Annotated in this window: 12 protein-coding genes; 11 read left to right on the top strand and 1 reads right to left on the bottom strand. The window is 69.1% G+C overall.

The window, feature by feature from the left end; translation table 11 throughout:
• The first annotated feature begins 15 nt into the window (after positions 1–15).
• The 8 genes from BW39_RS02435 (at position 16) to BW39_RS02400 (ending at position 10,985) form a co-directional block, all read left to right on the top strand.
• A complete protein-coding gene (locus BW39_RS02435) occupies positions 16–2,196 on the top strand; it encodes an acetate--CoA ligase family protein (RefSeq protein WP_043819473.1) in 2,181 nt (726 codons plus the stop codon).
• Positions 2,197–2,302: 106 nt separating this feature from the next.
• Positions 2,303–3,673, top strand: coding sequence for a spinster family MFS transporter (locus tag BW39_RS02430; protein WP_043819470.1), 1,371 nt, complete (start codon positions 2,303–2,305; stop codon positions 3,671–3,673).
• Entirely contained in the window at positions 3,670–5,460 is a 1,791-nt protein-coding gene (locus tag BW39_RS02425) for an acyl-CoA dehydrogenase (RefSeq protein ID WP_043819467.1), read from the top strand. Before BW39_RS02430 ends, BW39_RS02425 begins: the two co-directional genes overlap by 4 nt.
• Before the next feature lie 109 nt (positions 5,461–5,569).
• Complete coding sequence (locus BW39_RS02420) at positions 5,570–6,034, top strand: MarR family winged helix-turn-helix transcriptional regulator (protein WP_034391791.1); 465 nt, start codon at positions 5,570–5,572, stop codon at positions 6,032–6,034.
• Between the two features lie 61 nt (positions 6,035–6,095).
• Complete coding sequence (lgt, locus tag BW39_RS02415; RefSeq protein WP_225614206.1) at positions 6,096–6,941, top strand: prolipoprotein diacylglyceryl transferase; 846 nt, start codon at positions 6,096–6,098, stop codon at positions 6,939–6,941.
• 232 nt (positions 6,942–7,173) lie between these two features.
• Positions 7,174–8,619 carry a malonyl-CoA decarboxylase gene (locus tag BW39_RS02410; RefSeq protein WP_043819465.1) on the top strand — a complete coding sequence of 482 codons (1,446 nt, stop codon included), beginning with the start codon at positions 7,174–7,176 and terminating at the stop codon, positions 8,617–8,619.
• 96 nt (positions 8,620–8,715) lie between these two features.
• Positions 8,716–9,714 (top strand): Bug family tripartite tricarboxylate transporter substrate binding protein, encoded by a 999-nt coding sequence (locus BW39_RS02405; RefSeq protein WP_016445190.1) that lies wholly within the window; start codon positions 8,716–8,718, stop codon positions 9,712–9,714.
• A 116-nt stretch (positions 9,715–9,830) separates the two neighbouring features.
• Positions 9,831–10,985, top strand: a complete 1,155-nt coding sequence (locus BW39_RS02400; protein ID WP_043819462.1) for an esterase-like activity of phytase family protein — start codon at positions 9,831–9,833, stop codon at positions 10,983–10,985.
• 12 nt (positions 10,986–10,997) lie between these two features.
• On the opposite strand, the gene BW39_RS02395 is transcribed toward BW39_RS02400, so the two are convergent.
• Positions 10,998–11,714 (bottom strand): GntR family transcriptional regulator, encoded by a 717-nt coding sequence (locus BW39_RS02395; protein WP_013803234.1) that lies wholly within the window; start codon positions 11,712–11,714, stop codon positions 10,998–11,000.
• A gap of 39 nt (positions 11,715–11,753) precedes the next feature.
• On the opposite strand from BW39_RS02395, the gene BW39_RS02390 reads away from it, so the two are divergent.
• The 3 genes from BW39_RS02390 (at position 11,754) to BW39_RS02380 (ending at position 14,859) form a co-directional block, all read left to right on the top strand.
• On the top strand, positions 11,754–12,503 hold the full coding sequence (locus tag BW39_RS02390; RefSeq protein WP_012204616.1) for an enoyl-CoA hydratase/isomerase family protein: 750 nt from the start codon (positions 11,754–11,756) through the stop codon (positions 12,501–12,503).
• 182 nt (positions 12,504–12,685) lie between these two features.
• On the top strand, positions 12,686–13,654 hold the full coding sequence (locus BW39_RS02385) for a Bug family tripartite tricarboxylate transporter substrate binding protein (protein WP_043819460.1): 969 nt from the start codon (positions 12,686–12,688) through the stop codon (positions 13,652–13,654).
• Positions 13,655–13,671: 17 nt separating this feature from the next.
• On the top strand, positions 13,672–14,859 hold the full coding sequence (locus tag BW39_RS02380; RefSeq protein WP_043819530.1) for a CaiB/BaiF CoA transferase family protein: 1,188 nt from the start codon (positions 13,672–13,674) through the stop codon (positions 14,857–14,859).
• The last annotated feature ends 29 nt before the right edge of the window (positions 14,860–14,888 follow it).

Below are 14,888 nucleotides of genomic sequence, written 5' to 3'. Positions count from 1 at the left end.
CCATTGGAGACAAGAATGACAACGACAGAGATGGCGGCCGCCCTGCGGCCCGACATCGGCAGGCTGCTGAGGCCGCGTTCCATCGCCATCGTCGGCGCCTCGGCCACGCCGGGTGCGCTGGGCGCATCGGTGCTGGGCAATCTGGAGCGCAACGGCTTCGCCGGCGACATCCACCTGATCAATCCCAAGCGCAGCGAGATCGCCGGGCGGGCCTGCCTGGCCTCGGTCGATCAGCTGCCCGAAGGCGTGGATGTGGCCGTGCTGGCCATCCCCCAGCCCTTTGTGCTGGACACGGTGCGCGCACTGGCGGCGCGCCGCGTGGGCGCGGCGGTGATCTTCTCGGCAGGCTTTGCCGAGGCGGGCGAGCGCGGCATGGCCGAGCAGCGAGAGATCGCACGCATTGCCGCCGAGGCCGGCATGGTGGTGGAAGGCCCCAACTGCCTGGGCTGCATCAACTACCTGCAGCGCGTGCCGCTGACCTTTGTCGAAGTGAATATCGACGCGCAGCAGGCCGATGCCGCGCGGCCCGCCATTGGCGTGGTCTCGCAAAGCGGCGCCATGATGACCGTGCTGTGCACCACGCTGGCCAGCCGCGCGCTGCCGCTGTCGCACGCCATCTCCACGGGCAACGAGGCCGCCAGCCATGCCGAGGACTATGTGGACTTCCTGCTGGAGCAGCCCTCCACGCGCGTGGTCGCCATGATCGTCGAGCAGTTCCGCCAGCCCGCGCGCATCCTGGCCGCCGTGGCCCGCGCGCGCAGCCTGGGCAAGTCCGTGGTGCTGCTGCATCCGGGCAAGAGCAGCGCGGCGCGCGCCTCGGCCGCCACGCACACCGGCGCCATGGCCGGCGACTATGCGCTGATGCGCACCAAGCTGGAGCGCGCAGGCGCCGTGTTTGCCGAGACACTGGAGGAGCTGGGCGACATCGCCGAGATCGCCATCCGCTGCCCCGTGCTGCCATCGGCTGGTGCGGCCGCTGCAGCCGGTGCAGCCGCTGCAGCGGGAGTTGCCGTGCTGGGCGAGTCCGGCGCCTTCAAGGCGCTGACGCTGGACTGGGCCGAGGAGCTGGGCTTGGCCCTGCCCGCCATCGGCGACGACGACTCGCCCGCGCTGCGTGCGGCGCTGCCCGAGTTCGTGGGCGTGAGCAACCCGCTGGACCTCACGGCCCAGGGCCTGGTGGAGCCGGATCTGTATTTCCGCACGCTGGACGCGTTGTTTGGCGATGCGCGCTTTTCCACCGTCCTGGTCGGCCTGATCCAGGGCGATCCGGTGACCTGCGGCATCAAGATGCCGCCCGTGCTGCGCGCCGTGCGCGAGCTGCGGCCGGCCAAGCCCGTCATCGTGGCGGGCCTGGACGAGGGCGCGGCCGTGCCTGCCGAGTTCATCGCCGAGATGCGTGCGCTGGGCGTGCCTTACTTTCCCAGCACCGAGCGTGCCCTGCGCGCCGTGCAGCGCCTGACCGCCTTCAGCCAGCGCAGTTTCGAGCGAACCGATGCCCAGCCCGTCGCCCTGACCCTGCCCGCAGGCCGCACGGTGGTGCCCGAGTACGAATCCAAGGCCGTGCTGGCACAGGCCGGCATACCCTTTGCGCGCGGCCGGCTGGCCACCTCGGCCGAGCAGGCCGTGGCGATTGCGTCGGAGATCGGCTGGCCCGTGGCGCTCAAGGCGCAGTCCGCCGATCTCAGCCACAAGAGCGATGCGGGCGGCGTGATCCTGAACATCGCCGATGCGCAGGCCATGGGCGAGGCCTGGGGGCGGCTGCATGCCAACGTGGCGGCCTATGACAGCGCCATTGCGCTGGACGGCGTGCTGATCGAGGCCATGGGCCAACGTGGCCTGGAGATGATCATCGGCGCGCGCAACGATCCGCAGTGGGGCCCGGTGATCCTGGCCGGCCTGGGCGGCGTGACGGCCGAGATCATGCGCGATGCGCGCCTGCTGGACGCCGACCTGTCCACCGGCGAGGTGCTGCGCGAACTGGACCGCCTGCAGGGCGCGCCGCTGCTGCACGGCTACCGTGGCGCCCCGGCGCTGGACCGCCAGGCGCTGGCCGAACTCATCGTGCGCCTGGGCCAGGTGCTGCGCGGCACGCCGGCCATCCGCGAGATCGACCTGAACCCGGTCATCGTGCTGCCCGAAGGGCAGGGCGTGGTCGCGCTTGATGCGCTGATGCTGGTCGAGCACAGCGCGGGCTGATGATCGCGCAAGGGCTGGCGCGGTGCGCCGGCCCTTTTCATGCGCAGCCCTGTCTCGCTTTCCCGCTTTCTTTTTTTCGCTTTCCCTTCCTCCACAGGAGGTCTCCATGAGCCTGCCTTACCCGCCGGGCCGCGTGTCCACGCCCGCGCCGGCCGAGTCGAACGGACTCGGCTATGCCTACTACGTCACCATCATCCTGCTGCTGGCCTACACCCTGTCCTTCGTGGACCGGCAGATCCTGGGCCTGCTGGTGCAGCCCATCAAGAAGGATCTGCAGCTGTCGGACTGGGTGTTCAGCATCGTCCACGGCTTTGCCTTCGCCATCTTCTACACCTTCGTCGGCATCTTCCTGGGGCGCCTGGCCGACCGCTGGAACCGCCGCAACCTCATCGTCATCGGCATGGCGATCTGGGTGGTGGCCACGGCGGCCGGTGGCTATGTCACGGGCTTTGTCTCGCTGTTCGTGGCGCGCATGTTCGTGGGCGTGGGCGAGGCGGCGCTGTCGCCGGCTGCCTATTCCATGCTGGCCGACTACTTCCCGCCCGAGCGCCGCGCGCGCGCCATGAGCATCTACACCTCGGGCGTGTACATCGGCTCGGCCACGGCCTTCATCGTGGGCGGCCTGGTCATCCAGGCCACCAGCCAGGCCGGCGAGGTGGTGTTCCCGCTGCTGGGCAGCTTCAAGCCCTGGCAGGCGGCCTTCATCTTCGTGGCCCTGCCCGGCATTCCGCTGGTGGCGCTGATGTACACCGTGCGCGAGCCGGTGCGCCGCGGCCTGCAGGCGGCAGGCGCGTCCGCCAGGGCCGCCGCTGCCGCAGGCCCCGCGCCCGATCTGTCCCATGTGTTCCGCAACAAGCGCGCCTTCCTGCCGCTGCTGCTGGCGCCTGGCATCACGGCCATGATCACCTTCGGCGTCACGGCCTGGCTGCCGGCCACCTTCATCCGCCAGTGGGGCTGGACGCCCGGCGAGATCGGTCCCGCCTACGGCGTCATCATCCTGACCTTCGGCATTGGCGGCATGCTGCTCAGCGGCTTCCTGGCCGACTACCTCACGGCGCGCGGCAAGCAGGTGGGGTCGATCGTCATCTCGCTGGTGGCCACAGGCGTGCTCATCATCACCGGCCTGGTGCTGGCCTTTGCGCCTTCGCCCACGGTGGCCCTGGTGGCCGTGGCGGTCACCACCTTTTTCCTGGGCATGCCGGTGGCGCTGGCACCGCCCATCCTGCAGGCGGTCACGCCCAACCAGCTGCGCGGCCAGGTGACTTCCATCTACCTGCTGCTGATCAACCTGATCGGCCTGGGGCTCGGCCCCTTCCTCGTGGCCTTCTTCACGGACTTCGTCTTCCATGACGAAAAGCTCGTGGGCCTGTCGCTGGGCCTGGTGTCCGCCCTGGCCGCGCTGCTGTCCGTGCTGTGCCTGGCCAGCGCCATCGGCCCCTACCGCCGCCTGGTCGCGGCCATGGAGGGCCGGGCATGAGCGCGCAGGCATCAATTTGCTCGCATTACCAGCCGCCGCTGCAGGACATCCGCTTCGTGCAGCAGCACTGGCTGGGTGCAGAGGCCGACTGGCGCCGCATGCCGGCCCATGAAGCCCTGGACCAGGAGACGGCCGACATGGTGGTCGAGGCGGCCGGGCGCTTTTGCGCCGACGTGCTGGCGCCGCTCAACGGCCCGGCCGACCTGCAGGGCTGCCGACTGGAAGAGGGCAGGGTGCGCACGCCCGACGGCTTTCCCGAGGCCTATGCGGCCTTCGTGGAAGCCGGCTGGCCGGCCCTGGCCTGCGCGCCCGAGGCCGGTGGCCAGGGCCTGCCCCAGCTGCTGGATGCCGCGCTGCACGAAATGCTGGCCTCGGCCAACCATGGCTGGACCATGTACCCGGGCATCCTGCAAGGCGCCTATGCCTGCCTGCACGCCCATGGCGACGCGCACCTGCGCGCCACCTATCTGCCGCACATCGTCAGCGGGCGCTGGCTGGCCACCATGTGCCTGACCGAGCCCCAGGCCGGCTCCGACCTGGGCCTGCTGCGCAGCCAGGCCCGGCCCCGGGGCGATGGCAGCTACCGCCTGGACGGCAGCAAGATCTTCATCTCGGGCGGCGACCAGGACATGAGCGAGAACATCGTGCACCTGGTGCTGGCGCGCCTGCCCGATGCGCCGGCGGGCACGCGGGGCCTGTCGCTGTTCCTGGCGCCGCGCGGCATTCCCCAGGACGAGGGCGGGTTCCTGCCCAACGCCATCCACTGCGACGGCATTGAAAAGAAGATGGGCATCAAGGGCAGCGCCACCTGCGCCATGCGCTTCGAGGGCGCCCAGGCATGGCTGGTGGGCCAGCCCCACCAGGGCCTGGCCGCCATGTTCATGATGATGAATTCCGCCCGCCTGCACGTGGGCCTGCAGGGCCTGGGCCATGCCGAGATGGCCTGGCAACTGGCGCGCGCCTATGCGGCCGAGCGCCGCCAGATGCGCGCCCAGCCCCGGCCCGCCGATGCGCAGGGCCCCGCCGACCCCATTGCCCTGCAGCCGGCCGTGCAGCGCATGCTGGCCGACCTGCGTGTGTGGACCGAAGGCATGCGCGCCATTGCAGGCTGGGTGGCCCACCAGCTGGACCTGGCCGAACAGGCGCCGGATGCCGCGGAGCGCGCCCAGGCCCATGCGCTGGCCTCGCTGCTCACGCCCGTGGTCAAGTCCTTCTTCACCGAGAGGGGCTTTGCGCTGGCCAGCGAGGCGCTGCAGGTCTTCGGCGGCTACGGCTACGTGCACGAGTACCGCATCGAGCAGACGCTGCGCGATGCGCGCATCGCCATGATCTACGAGGGCACGAACCAGATCCAGGCGCTGGACCTGCTGCAGCGCAAGGTGGCCGCCAGCGGCGGGGCCGCGCTGGCGCCGCTGCTGGCGGCACTGCGCGAGGAGGCCGCTGCCTGCGAGGCGGCGGGCATGGAGCCCGGCCTGGCCGGCGCGCTGCGCAGCTGGAGCGATCGCACCGAAGCGCTGACGGGCGCGCTGTGCGCCCGCGCCGCAGGCGACGCCCCGTTGCTGGCGCGCTGCGCCGAGGACTATCTGCGCCTGGTCGGCACGCTGTGCATGGCCTTTGCCTGGGCGCGCGCGGCGCGTGTCAGCCAGCCGCTGGCCGATCCGGCGCTGCGCCGCTCCAAGGCGGACAGCGCGGCCTGGTTCTTCGCGCATGGGCTGCTGGATGCGGAGCACTGGCTGCGCCGCACCGAGTCCGCCGCCCGCACGCCGCTGCCGGCTGCTCTGGCCTGAGCGGGCAGCCGGGGCTTTTATGATGGAACGCCGCACCAGCCCTGAAGATCCGCAGGCGCCGGGGCGGCTTTGCCTCGGTGTGCCTTCCTCCTCTTCCAGATCCGTGTCCATGGACAGCTCCTCCGAACCCGCCGTCGATCAGTCGCGCCTGCAGCGTTTCCTGGGCTACCGCCTCACGCGCGCGGAAATCCACATCCACAAGCTGTTCGCGCGGCGCGTGGCCGAACTGGACCTCAAGCCCAGCGAGTTCTCCATCCTGGTGCTCATCCACTCCAATCCCGGCATCTACCTGCGCCAGCTGGGCGAGGCGCTGGACATCTCGCCCTCCAACCTGGTGCCGGTGGTCGAGCGCCTGGTGCAGCGCGGGCTCATCGGGCGCCAGCCCGATCCGCGCGACCGCCGGCTGCAGCAGCTGCACATGACGGCCGAAGGCAGCGCGCTGCAGGCGCGGGCCGAGGGCGTGGTGGTGCAACTGGAAGACGAGCTGGAGCAACTGCTGACCTCCACCGAGCAGCGCCATCTGTTCGCGGCCCTGGACAAGCTCATGGCCATCCAGGAAAGCCAGCCGGGCTGAACCGCCGCGCCGCCCGCTTTCCAACCCCTGGCCGGCGCCGGCCATGCGGCGCTGCGGCACAATGCCGACCATGCTGATGTACCCGCAGATCGATCCCGTGGCCCTGCAGATCGGGCCCCTCGCCGTGCACTGGTACGGCCTGACCTATCTGGCCGCTTTCGGCCTCTTCCTCTGGCTGGGAACGCGCAGGCTGCGCCACCCGCCCTTCGTGCGCATGCAGGGCGACCGCGCCTGGACGCGCAAGGACGTGGAAGACATTCTTTTCCTGGGCGTGCTCGGCGTGGTCGTCGGCGGCCGGCTGGGCTACTGCCTGTTCTACAAGCCGGGCTACTACCTGAGCCACCCGCTGGAGATCTTCTATGTCTGGCAGGGCGGCATGAGCTTTCATGGCGGCCTGGTCGGCGTGATCGCCTCCATGGTCTGGTTCGCGCGCTCGCGGGCCCGCTCCTGGCTGGAGGTGGCCGACTTCGTCGCGCCCTGCGTGCCCACGGGCCTGGCGGCCGGCCGCGTCGGCAACTTCATCAACGGGGAACTGTGGGGCCGCTTCGCCAGCCCCGAGCTGCCCTGGGCCATGGTCTTCCCGCAAAGCGGCTCCATGCTGCCGCGCCACCCCTCGCAGGTCTACCAGTTCCTGCTGGAAGGCCTGCTGCTGTTCGTGCTGCTGTGGCTGTATGCGCGCAAGGAGCACAAGCCGGGTCAGGTGGCGGCGGTCTTCCTCGTCGGCTACGGCGCCTTCCGCTTCATTGCCGAGTACTTCCGCGAGCCCGATGACTTCCTGGGCCTGCTGTCGCTGGGCATGAGCATGGGCCAGTGGCTGTGCGTGCCCATGGTGATCGGCGGCATCGCCATGTGGTTCTGGGCCGCGGGGCGCCCGGCCTATCCTGCCCAGGCGGGCAAGCCGGCCTGAGACCGGCGGTACGCACGGATACGAAGCGGGCCTGGTGCCCGCTTTGTTTTTTTGTGCAAGATTGGCGGGAGAGGGGACAGGGGCATGCATGGGGATAGCCCGAAGACAAGAACGCGACATCGGCGTACACGGTCTGCCGTGCAGACTCTCATAATGTGAGCAGCAAAAGATTGTCATTGGCCGATTGGCGGCATGACAGTCCCGTGACCGCTTGACATGGAGGAACTTCTGAATGGGTCTGGCTACTGACTGGATTGCCCGCAATGTGTCCCGCTTTCGCAGCACCGATGCGGCTGCGCCTGCAACAAAGTCCGAGGGCGAGGCAGCCAAGGGACCCGCGCCGCGCGGCACGGCCCAGCGCCTGCAGGCCACCCTGCGGCGTGGCCAGGAAGTGCTGTCCCCGCGCGAGCTGCGCAAGCTCATGGAAGACCTGCAGGCTGCCGCCGACGCCGGCCTGAGCGATGTCGAGGGCGGCCGCCATGCGCAACTGCTCATGGACTGGTACGCCCAGGCCGAGCTGCCTGCGCACAAGGATTTCTGGGCGCTGATCGTCGAGCAGTTCGGCCCCGATACCGAAGCCCTGATGGCCGCGCGCAAGCGCTATGACACGGCGGCCAGCGATGCCGAGCGCGGCCAGGCCGAGATGGACCTGCGCCGCGCGCTGATGTCGCCGCGCACGCGGCTGCTGCAGCGCTTTGCCCAGCCTCAGGGCGGCATGGGCTTTCTGGTGGACCTGCGCGCCGAACTCCTGGCCCTGCCCAAGGCGGAGCAGCAGCGCTTTTCCGCGCTGGACGCCGAGCTGGAGCATCTGTTTGCCAACTGGTTCGACGTGGCCCTGCTGGAGTTGCGCCGCCTGAGCTGGGACTCGCCGGCCTCGCTGATCGAAAAGCTCATCCAGTACGAGGCCGTGCACGACATCCGCAGCTGGGCCGACCTCAAGAACCGCCTGGACAGCGACCGGCGCTGCTACGGCTTCTTCCACCCGCGCATGCCCACCGTGCCGCTGATCTTCGTGGAGGTGGCGCTGGTGGACCGGATGTCCGACAGCATCGCCCCGCTGCTGGACGAGACGGCGGCGGCCGCCGACCTGGGCCGCGCCACCACGGCCATCTTCTACTCCATCAGCAACACCCAGGCCGGCCTGCGCGGCGTGAGCTTCGGCGACTCGCTGATCAAGCATGTGGTGGAGACGCTGACGGGCGAGTTCCCCCGGCTGCGCCATTTCGCCACGCTGTCTCCCATTCCGGGCCTGCGTGCCTGGATCGCCAAGCACGGCGATGCCATCCTGGAGAAGATGGACGAGCGCCAGCGCAAGGCCTTCGAGCTCAAGGCCGGCGGCATGGGCGCCGAGCACCTGCTGGCGGCGCTGGACGCGCCGCAGGATCTCAAGCCCGACGCACCCGTGCGCCGCGCACTGCTGTTCTGCGCTGCACACTATCTGGGGCGCGAGACGGCCAAGGGCCGGCCGCTGGACCCGGTGGCGCGTTTTCACCTGGGCAACGGCGCGCGCGTGGAGCGGCTCAACTGGGCGGCCGACCTGTCGGCCAAGGGACTCAAGCAGTCGCTGGGGCTGATGGTCAACTACCTCTACGACCTCAAGCGCCTGGACAAGCATCGCGGCCTGCTGGCGCAGGGCCGCATACCGGTGTCCTCGGACATCGAAGCCCTGTGCAAATGAAAAGGGGCGCGGCGCAGGCCGTGCCCCTTTTCTTGCACAGGGACTGCTGCGCCTGACAACGAAGACAGCCTCAAAGAGGCGACAAGGAGACAAGTCATGCAAGCTTCCCACCCCACGGGGCGGCGCGCGGTGTTGCGCGCAGCCGGGGCCTCGATGGCCGCGCTGGCCCTGCCCATGGCAGCCCGCGCGGCGGCGGACTGGCCGTCCAAACCCGTGAACCTGGTCGTGCCGTTTCCGGCCGGCGGGGGCACCGATGCCTTTGCCCGGCCGTTCTCGGCCCAGTTCGCCAAGAGCGCGGGCAAGACCCTGGTGATCGACAACCGCGGCGGCGCAGGCGGCACCCTGGGCGCCAGCTACGCAGCCAAGCTGGCGCCGGACGGCTACAACTTCTTCATGGGCGGCACCCACCATGTGATTGCGCCGTCCATGTACCCGCGCCTGGACTATGACCTGGAGCGCGACTTCATCCCACTGGCCCTGCTGGCCAGCGTGCCCCAGGTGCTGGTGGTCAACCCGCGCAACGTGCCGCACAAGACCGTGCAGGAGCTGCTGTCCGACCTGCGCAAGCGGCCGGGCAAGCTCAACTACGCCTCGGCGGGCGCGGGCACCTCGCACCATTTGGCCGGCGAGCTGTTCAAGCTGCAGACCAATACCTTCATCACCCACATTCCCTATCGGGGCGCAGGCCCGGCGCTGCAGGACCTGATCGCCGGCAATGTGGACATGATGTTCGACGGCCTGGGCTCGTCGGCCCAGCACATCAAGAGCGGACGCATCCGCGCGCTGATGGTCTCTGGCGACAAGCGCAACCCCGCCTTTCCCGACGTGCCCTGCGCGGCCGAGTCCGGCCTGCCCGACTACACGGTCACGACCTGGTACGGCCTGTGGGCGCCCAAGGGCACGCCGCAGGCCGTGCAGGCCCAGGTCATCGACCAGGTGCAGCGCATAGGCTCGGCCGAAGAGATCAAGTCCATCTGGGCGCGCAACGGCGCCGACTACGGGGGCATGAACCAGCAGCAGTTCGCGGCCATGGTGCATGGCGAGATCGCGCGCTGGGCGCAGGTGGTCAAGGCCTCGGGCGCCAAGCTGGAGTAGCGGACGAGGGGCCGGTCAGGGCAGGGGCAGGGCGGCGGCATGCGCGTGCATGTCACCACCCTGTCACGGGCCTTGGCTACGGTCCATCCCTTCTGAGATCCATCCTGGGAGGGAATATGAACAAGGCAGACAAGGTCCGCTCGCCCGCATCCGTGCTGCTCGCGCTGGTCCTGGCTTTCGGCACGGCCACGGGCCTGGCAGGCTGCGGCGGCAGCGACGACGGCCCCGAGACCATCGGCTCGCTGCGGCTGATCGGCGACTACAGCATCAAGACCAAGACACTTTTCGACGGCGTGGAGTTCGGCGGCATCTCCGGCCTGGACCGCGCGCCCGATGGCAGCTACTGGGCCATCTCCGATGAGCGCGGCGGCGAGCGTGGCACGCCGCGCTTCTACAACCTGGGCATTCAGTTCGATGACAAGGCCATCCAGGCCGTGACCATCCGCAAGATGGTCACGCTCAAGGGCCGCGACGGCCAGCCGCTGCCCAGCACGCGCCGCACCGTGGACCCCGAAGGCATCCGCGTGGCGCCCAACGGCAACCTCTACGTGTCCAGCGAGGGCAACTTCAGCACCGACCCCGCCAGCCTGTTCCAGCCCTTTGTGCGCGAGATCAAGGTCGACGGCAGCTTCGTGCGCGACTTCGAGACGCCTGCGGCCTTCAACTACGTGGACAACACCACCAGCGGCGGGCGCAACAACAAGCTGTTCGAGGCCCTGGCCGTCACGCCCGACGGCAGCGTGTTCACGGCCAACGAGGATGCGCTGGTGGAAGACGGCCCCCTCACCACGCTGGCTGCGGGCAGCGTCATCCGCGTCCTCAAGCTCGATCCGGCCACGGGCAAGTCGGGCGCGCAGTACGCCTACCAACTGCCGAAGATTCCCCTGGACAAGGCCGCCAGCGGCAGCTTTCCGCCGGACAACGGCCTGCCCGAGCTGCTGGCGGTCTCCAACCACGAGTTCATTGCCATCGAGCGCGCCTTTGCCGATGGCGTGGGCAACACCATCCGCCTGACGCGCGCCACCATCGAGCCCGACACCACCGACGTGCGCAGCTTCAAGAGCCTGGTGGGCGCCAGCTACAAGCCCATGAAGCGCGAGCTGCTGCTGGAAATGCCCGTGACCTACCAGGGCATCAAGCTCGACAACATCGAAGGCATCTCCTGGGGTCCGCGCCTGGCCAACGGCAACCGCACCCTGGTGCTGGTGGCCGACAACAACTTCGCGGACAACCAGGTCACGCAGTTCCTGGCCTTCGAAGTGCGGCCCTGAACCCTCTTCGGGCTACCTTGACTTGCGCGGGCGCTCGTAGCCCGCCTGCGCGGGCGCGCCCAGCACCATGTCGGTGAAGGCGCTGCCGCCTGCGCAGATGTGCTGGCGCATGGCCTCGGCGGCCACCTCCGCCTGGCCTGCGCAGATGGCGGCCACCACGGTGGCGTGTTCCTGCTGCGAGCGCGCAAGCCGGCCGGGCTTCTCGAACATGCGGCCCCGGTAGGGCGTGATGCGCAGCCGCAGCAGCCGCGTCTGCTCCACGATGAAGTCGTTGCCGCTGGCCTCGTATATCAGTTCGTGCAGCTGCATGTTGGCCTGCACATAGCCTTCGGCATCCTGCGCCTGGGCGCAGGCGGCGGTGTGTGCCAGCGCCGCCTGCAGCCGCTCGCGCAGCTGCGCATGGATGCGCGTGGCAGCCAGCCTGGCCAGCACGCCTTCCAGCTCGGCCAGGCCTTCCATCATGGCCACCAGCTCGCGTGCATCCAGCCGCCGCACATAGATGCCCGAGCGCGGAACGATCTCCACCAGCCCCTTGGCCACCAGCAGCAGCAGCGCCTCGCGCACGGGGGTGCGCGAGGCGCCGAAGCGTTCGCACAGGGCCGGCTCGTCGATGGCGTCGCCGGGCCGCATGGCGCCCGAGCGCAGCTCGTCTTCCAGCGATTGCCGTATACGCTCCTGCAGGCTGGACGTTGCCGGGGTTTTCTCCAATGGCTGCTTGGCTGGAAGCATTTTCTAATTCAAATATATCTGATTGACTGACTGATACATATGACACCCAGACTCGACATCCAGGATCACCTGGCCACCATCACGCTGCAGCGTCCCGAAGCGGCCAACAAGCTGGCCCCGGAAGACCTGGGTGCGCTGGTCGCGCACATGGAGCATATCAACCACCGCGACGATGTGCGCGTGGTGGTGCTGCGCAGCGAAGGCAAGTACTTTTGCAGTGGTTATGATATATCAGAGATCCAAGGAAGCCAGACCGAGGGCAGCAGCTTCGGCGAGATGGTGGATGCCATCGAGCAATGCCGCGCCGTGACCGTGGCCGCCATCCACGGCGGCGTCTACGGCGGTGCCACCGACATGGCCCTGGCCTGCGACTTTCGCGTGGGCAGCACGGCGGCCGAGATGTTCATGCCGGCCGCGCGCCTGGGCCTGCATTTCTACGCGGGCGGGCTGGAGCGCTATGTCTCGCGCCTGGGCCTGGACACGGCCAAGCGGCTGTTCCTGACCTGCGAGCGCATCCAGGCCCCGGAGATGAAGGCCTGCGGATTCCTCACCCATCTGGCCGATCCCGCCGCCTTCGCCGCGGCCGTGGAGCAGCTCACCGGCACGCTGGCCGCCATGGCGCCCATCCCCCTGTTCGGCATGAAAAAGCACCTGAACCTGATCGCGCGTGGCCGCCATGACGTGGCCGAGATCACGCGCGAGGTGCAGCGCAGCATCGCCTCCGAAGACCTGCAGGAAGGCGGCCGGGCCTGGCGCGAGAAACGCAGCCCGGAGTTCAAGGGGCGCTGAACCGCATCCTCCCGCATACACGCAGATTGCCCGTGGTGCTGCCTACCGCCCACAGCCCACGGAACCGGCGCGGCCCAACTCGGGGACACCGAGCAAGGGCCGCTCCCGCACCGAGGGTGTCGTCCCCCTTTGGGGGAAGGCGCGCAGCGACTCAGGGGGTATCAATAAACAGGAGACAAGCCATGTTCAAGCGTTTTGCACTGTCGTTGCTGCTGGCCGGATTGGCCGGTGGCACGATGGCCCAGTCCTATCCCGCGCGGCCCGTCACGCTGGTCGTGGGATTTCCGCCCGGCGGCGGTGCCGACGCGGTGGCGCGCATCGTGGCCGACAAGGTCGGCAAGATCCTGGGCCAGCCCCTGCTGGTGGACAACCGCCCGGGAGCCGGCACCACGCTGGCCTCCGAGCATGTGGCGCGTGCAGCGCCCGACGGCTACACGCTGCTGCTGGGCAGCGCCAATATCTATGGCTCGGACCAGCTGCTCTACAAGAGCGCGCGCTATGACGGCGCGCGCAACTTCACGGGCATCACGCGCTGGAGTTCGGCCCCCATGCTGCTGGCCGTGCGCAAGGATTTTCCGGGCCAGGGCGTGGGCGATCTGGTGGCGCTGGCACGCAGCCAGCCCGACAAGCTCAGCTATTCCTCCTCGGGCGCAGGCGTGATCACGCACCTGGCCACGCTGTCGTTCGCGGGCGCCAGCGGCGGGCTGCGCATGCTGCATGTGCCGTTCAAGGGCGGTGCGCCATCGATACAGGCCGTGGCCGCCGGCGATGTGGACCTGACCTTCGGCACACCGCCCTCGGTGCTGCCGCTGGCCCAGGCGGGCAAGCTGCGCATGCTGGCCGTGAGCACGGCCGAGCGCTCCCCGCTGTTTCCCGAGCTGCCTGGCATGAAGGAGTCCGGCGTGCCGGGCTTTGACTACACGTTCTGGTTCGGGCTGTTCGCCCCGGCGGGCCTGCCCGAGGAGGTGGCCAGGAAGCTGTTCGATGCCAGCACCAAGGCCCTGGAAGACCCCGATGTGAAGGCCAGGCTGGCCAAGCAGGGCAATCTGGCCGCGCCCTCGGCATCCCTAGAAGAATTCCGCGCCTGGGCCCTCAAGGAAGGGCAGGAGTCCAAGGCCCTGACCCAGCGTTCCGGCGCCGGATTGCAGTGAATATGAATGAGCAAACCATGAATGAACAAGCCACGGGCCTGCCGCTGGAAGGCCTTACCGTCATCGACCTCACGCGCGTGCTGGCCGGCCCCATGTGCACGCAGATGCTGGCCGACCTGGGTGCACGCGTGATCAAGGTGGAGCAGCCCGGCACGGGCGACGATGCGCGCGGCATCGGGCCGTTTGTGGACGGGGGCTCGGCCTATTTCCTGTCGGTGAACCGCAACAAGGAATCCATTGCGCTGGACCTCAAGCAGCCGCAGGACCGCGAGGTCTTCGAGCGCCTGCTGCAAGGTGCCGATGTGCTGGTCGAGAACTTCCGCCCCGGCACCATGGACAAGCTCGGCTATGGCTGGGAGACCCTGCATGCGCGCCATCCCCAGCTGGTGATGACGTCGGTCTCTGGCTTTGGCCAGACGGGTCCCTACAGCGGCTTTCCTGCCTACGACATGGTGGTGCAGGCCATGAGCGGAATGATGAGTGTGACCGGCCACCCGGGCGCCGGGCCCTGCCGCGTGGGCGTGTCCATCGGCGACCTGGGCGCAGGGCTGTACGCCGTCATCGGCACGCAGGCCGCGCTCATGCGCCGCGCCCGCACGGGGCAGGGCGAGCGTGTCGATGTCTCCATGCTCGACTGCCAGGTGGCCCTGCTGGAGAACCCCGTGGCGCGGCTCGGTGCGCTGGGCAGCGTGCCGGGGCCCATGGGTACGCGGCATCCGTCCATGGCACCCTTCGATGTGTTCGCGGCGCAGGACGGCTGGTTCGTCATCGCCGTGGGCAGCGATGCGCTGTTCCGCAAGCTGTGCAGCCTGCTGCAATTGCCCGAACTGGCCGAGGACGCGCGCTTTGCCGGCAATGCCCTGCGCTGCGAGCACCAGGCCGAACTCAAGGCCGCGCTGGAGGCGCGCCTGCGGGACAGTCCCAGGGCGCATTGGCTGCGCCTGCTCACTGATAATGGCATCCCGGCGGGGGAGTACAACAGCGTGGCCGATGTCGTCGAGCACCCCCAGGTGCGCGAGCGCGGCATGCTGGCCCAGGTGCAGGCCCCCGGTGGCCAGACGCTGCGCGTGGCGGGCAACCCCTTGCTGGCCGCGTGCGATCAGCCCCTGGTGCGCAGGCAGCCGCCCGCGCTGGACGCGGACCGCGAGCGCATCCTGCGCGAGCTGTCCGTGGCGCAGCCTTCGCCCAACCATGAACGTGCCTGAGATTTCCCTGCTTCCCGCGGACTCTTCCT

This window comes from Delftia sp. RIT313 (assembly GCF_000632165.1).
Taxonomy (GTDB): Bacteria; Pseudomonadota; Gammaproteobacteria; order Burkholderiales; family Burkholderiaceae_C; genus Comamonas; species Comamonas acidovorans.
This window is presented reverse-complemented; position numbering and strand designations above follow the sequence as displayed.

Excerpts from the sequence above, each read along its gene's own strand:
- BW39_RS02435 (WP_043819473.1), top strand. The coding sequence starts at position 16 with ATGACAACGACAGAGATGGCGGCCGCCCTGCGGCCCGACATCGGCAGG.
- BW39_RS02430 (WP_043819470.1), top strand. The coding sequence starts at position 2,303 with ATGAGCCTGCCTTACCCGCCGGGCCGCGTGTCCACGCCCGCGCCGGCC.
- BW39_RS02425 (WP_043819467.1), top strand. The coding sequence starts at position 3,670 with ATGAGCGCGCAGGCATCAATTTGCTCGCATTACCAGCCGCCGCTGCAG.
- BW39_RS02420 (WP_034391791.1), top strand. The coding sequence starts at position 5,570 with ATGGACAGCTCCTCCGAACCCGCCGTCGATCAGTCGCGCCTGCAGCGT.
- lgt (WP_225614206.1), top strand. The coding sequence starts at position 6,096 with ATGCCGACCATGCTGATGTACCCGCAGATCGATCCCGTGGCCCTGCAG.
- BW39_RS02410 (WP_043819465.1), top strand. The coding sequence starts at position 7,174 with ATGGGTCTGGCTACTGACTGGATTGCCCGCAATGTGTCCCGCTTTCGC.
- BW39_RS02405 (WP_016445190.1), top strand. The coding sequence starts at position 8,716 with ATGCAAGCTTCCCACCCCACGGGGCGGCGCGCGGTGTTGCGCGCAGCC.
- BW39_RS02400 (WP_043819462.1), top strand. The coding sequence starts at position 9,831 with ATGAACAAGGCAGACAAGGTCCGCTCGCCCGCATCCGTGCTGCTCGCG.
- BW39_RS02395 (WP_013803234.1), bottom strand. The coding sequence starts at position 11,714 with ATGCTTCCAGCCAAGCAGCCATTGGAGAAAACCCCGGCAACGTCCAGC.
- BW39_RS02390 (WP_012204616.1), top strand. The coding sequence starts at position 11,754 with ATGACACCCAGACTCGACATCCAGGATCACCTGGCCACCATCACGCTG.
- BW39_RS02385 (WP_043819460.1), top strand. The coding sequence starts at position 12,686 with ATGTTCAAGCGTTTTGCACTGTCGTTGCTGCTGGCCGGATTGGCCGGT.
- BW39_RS02380 (WP_043819530.1), top strand. The coding sequence starts at position 13,672 with ATGAATGAACAAGCCACGGGCCTGCCGCTGGAAGGCCTTACCGTCATC.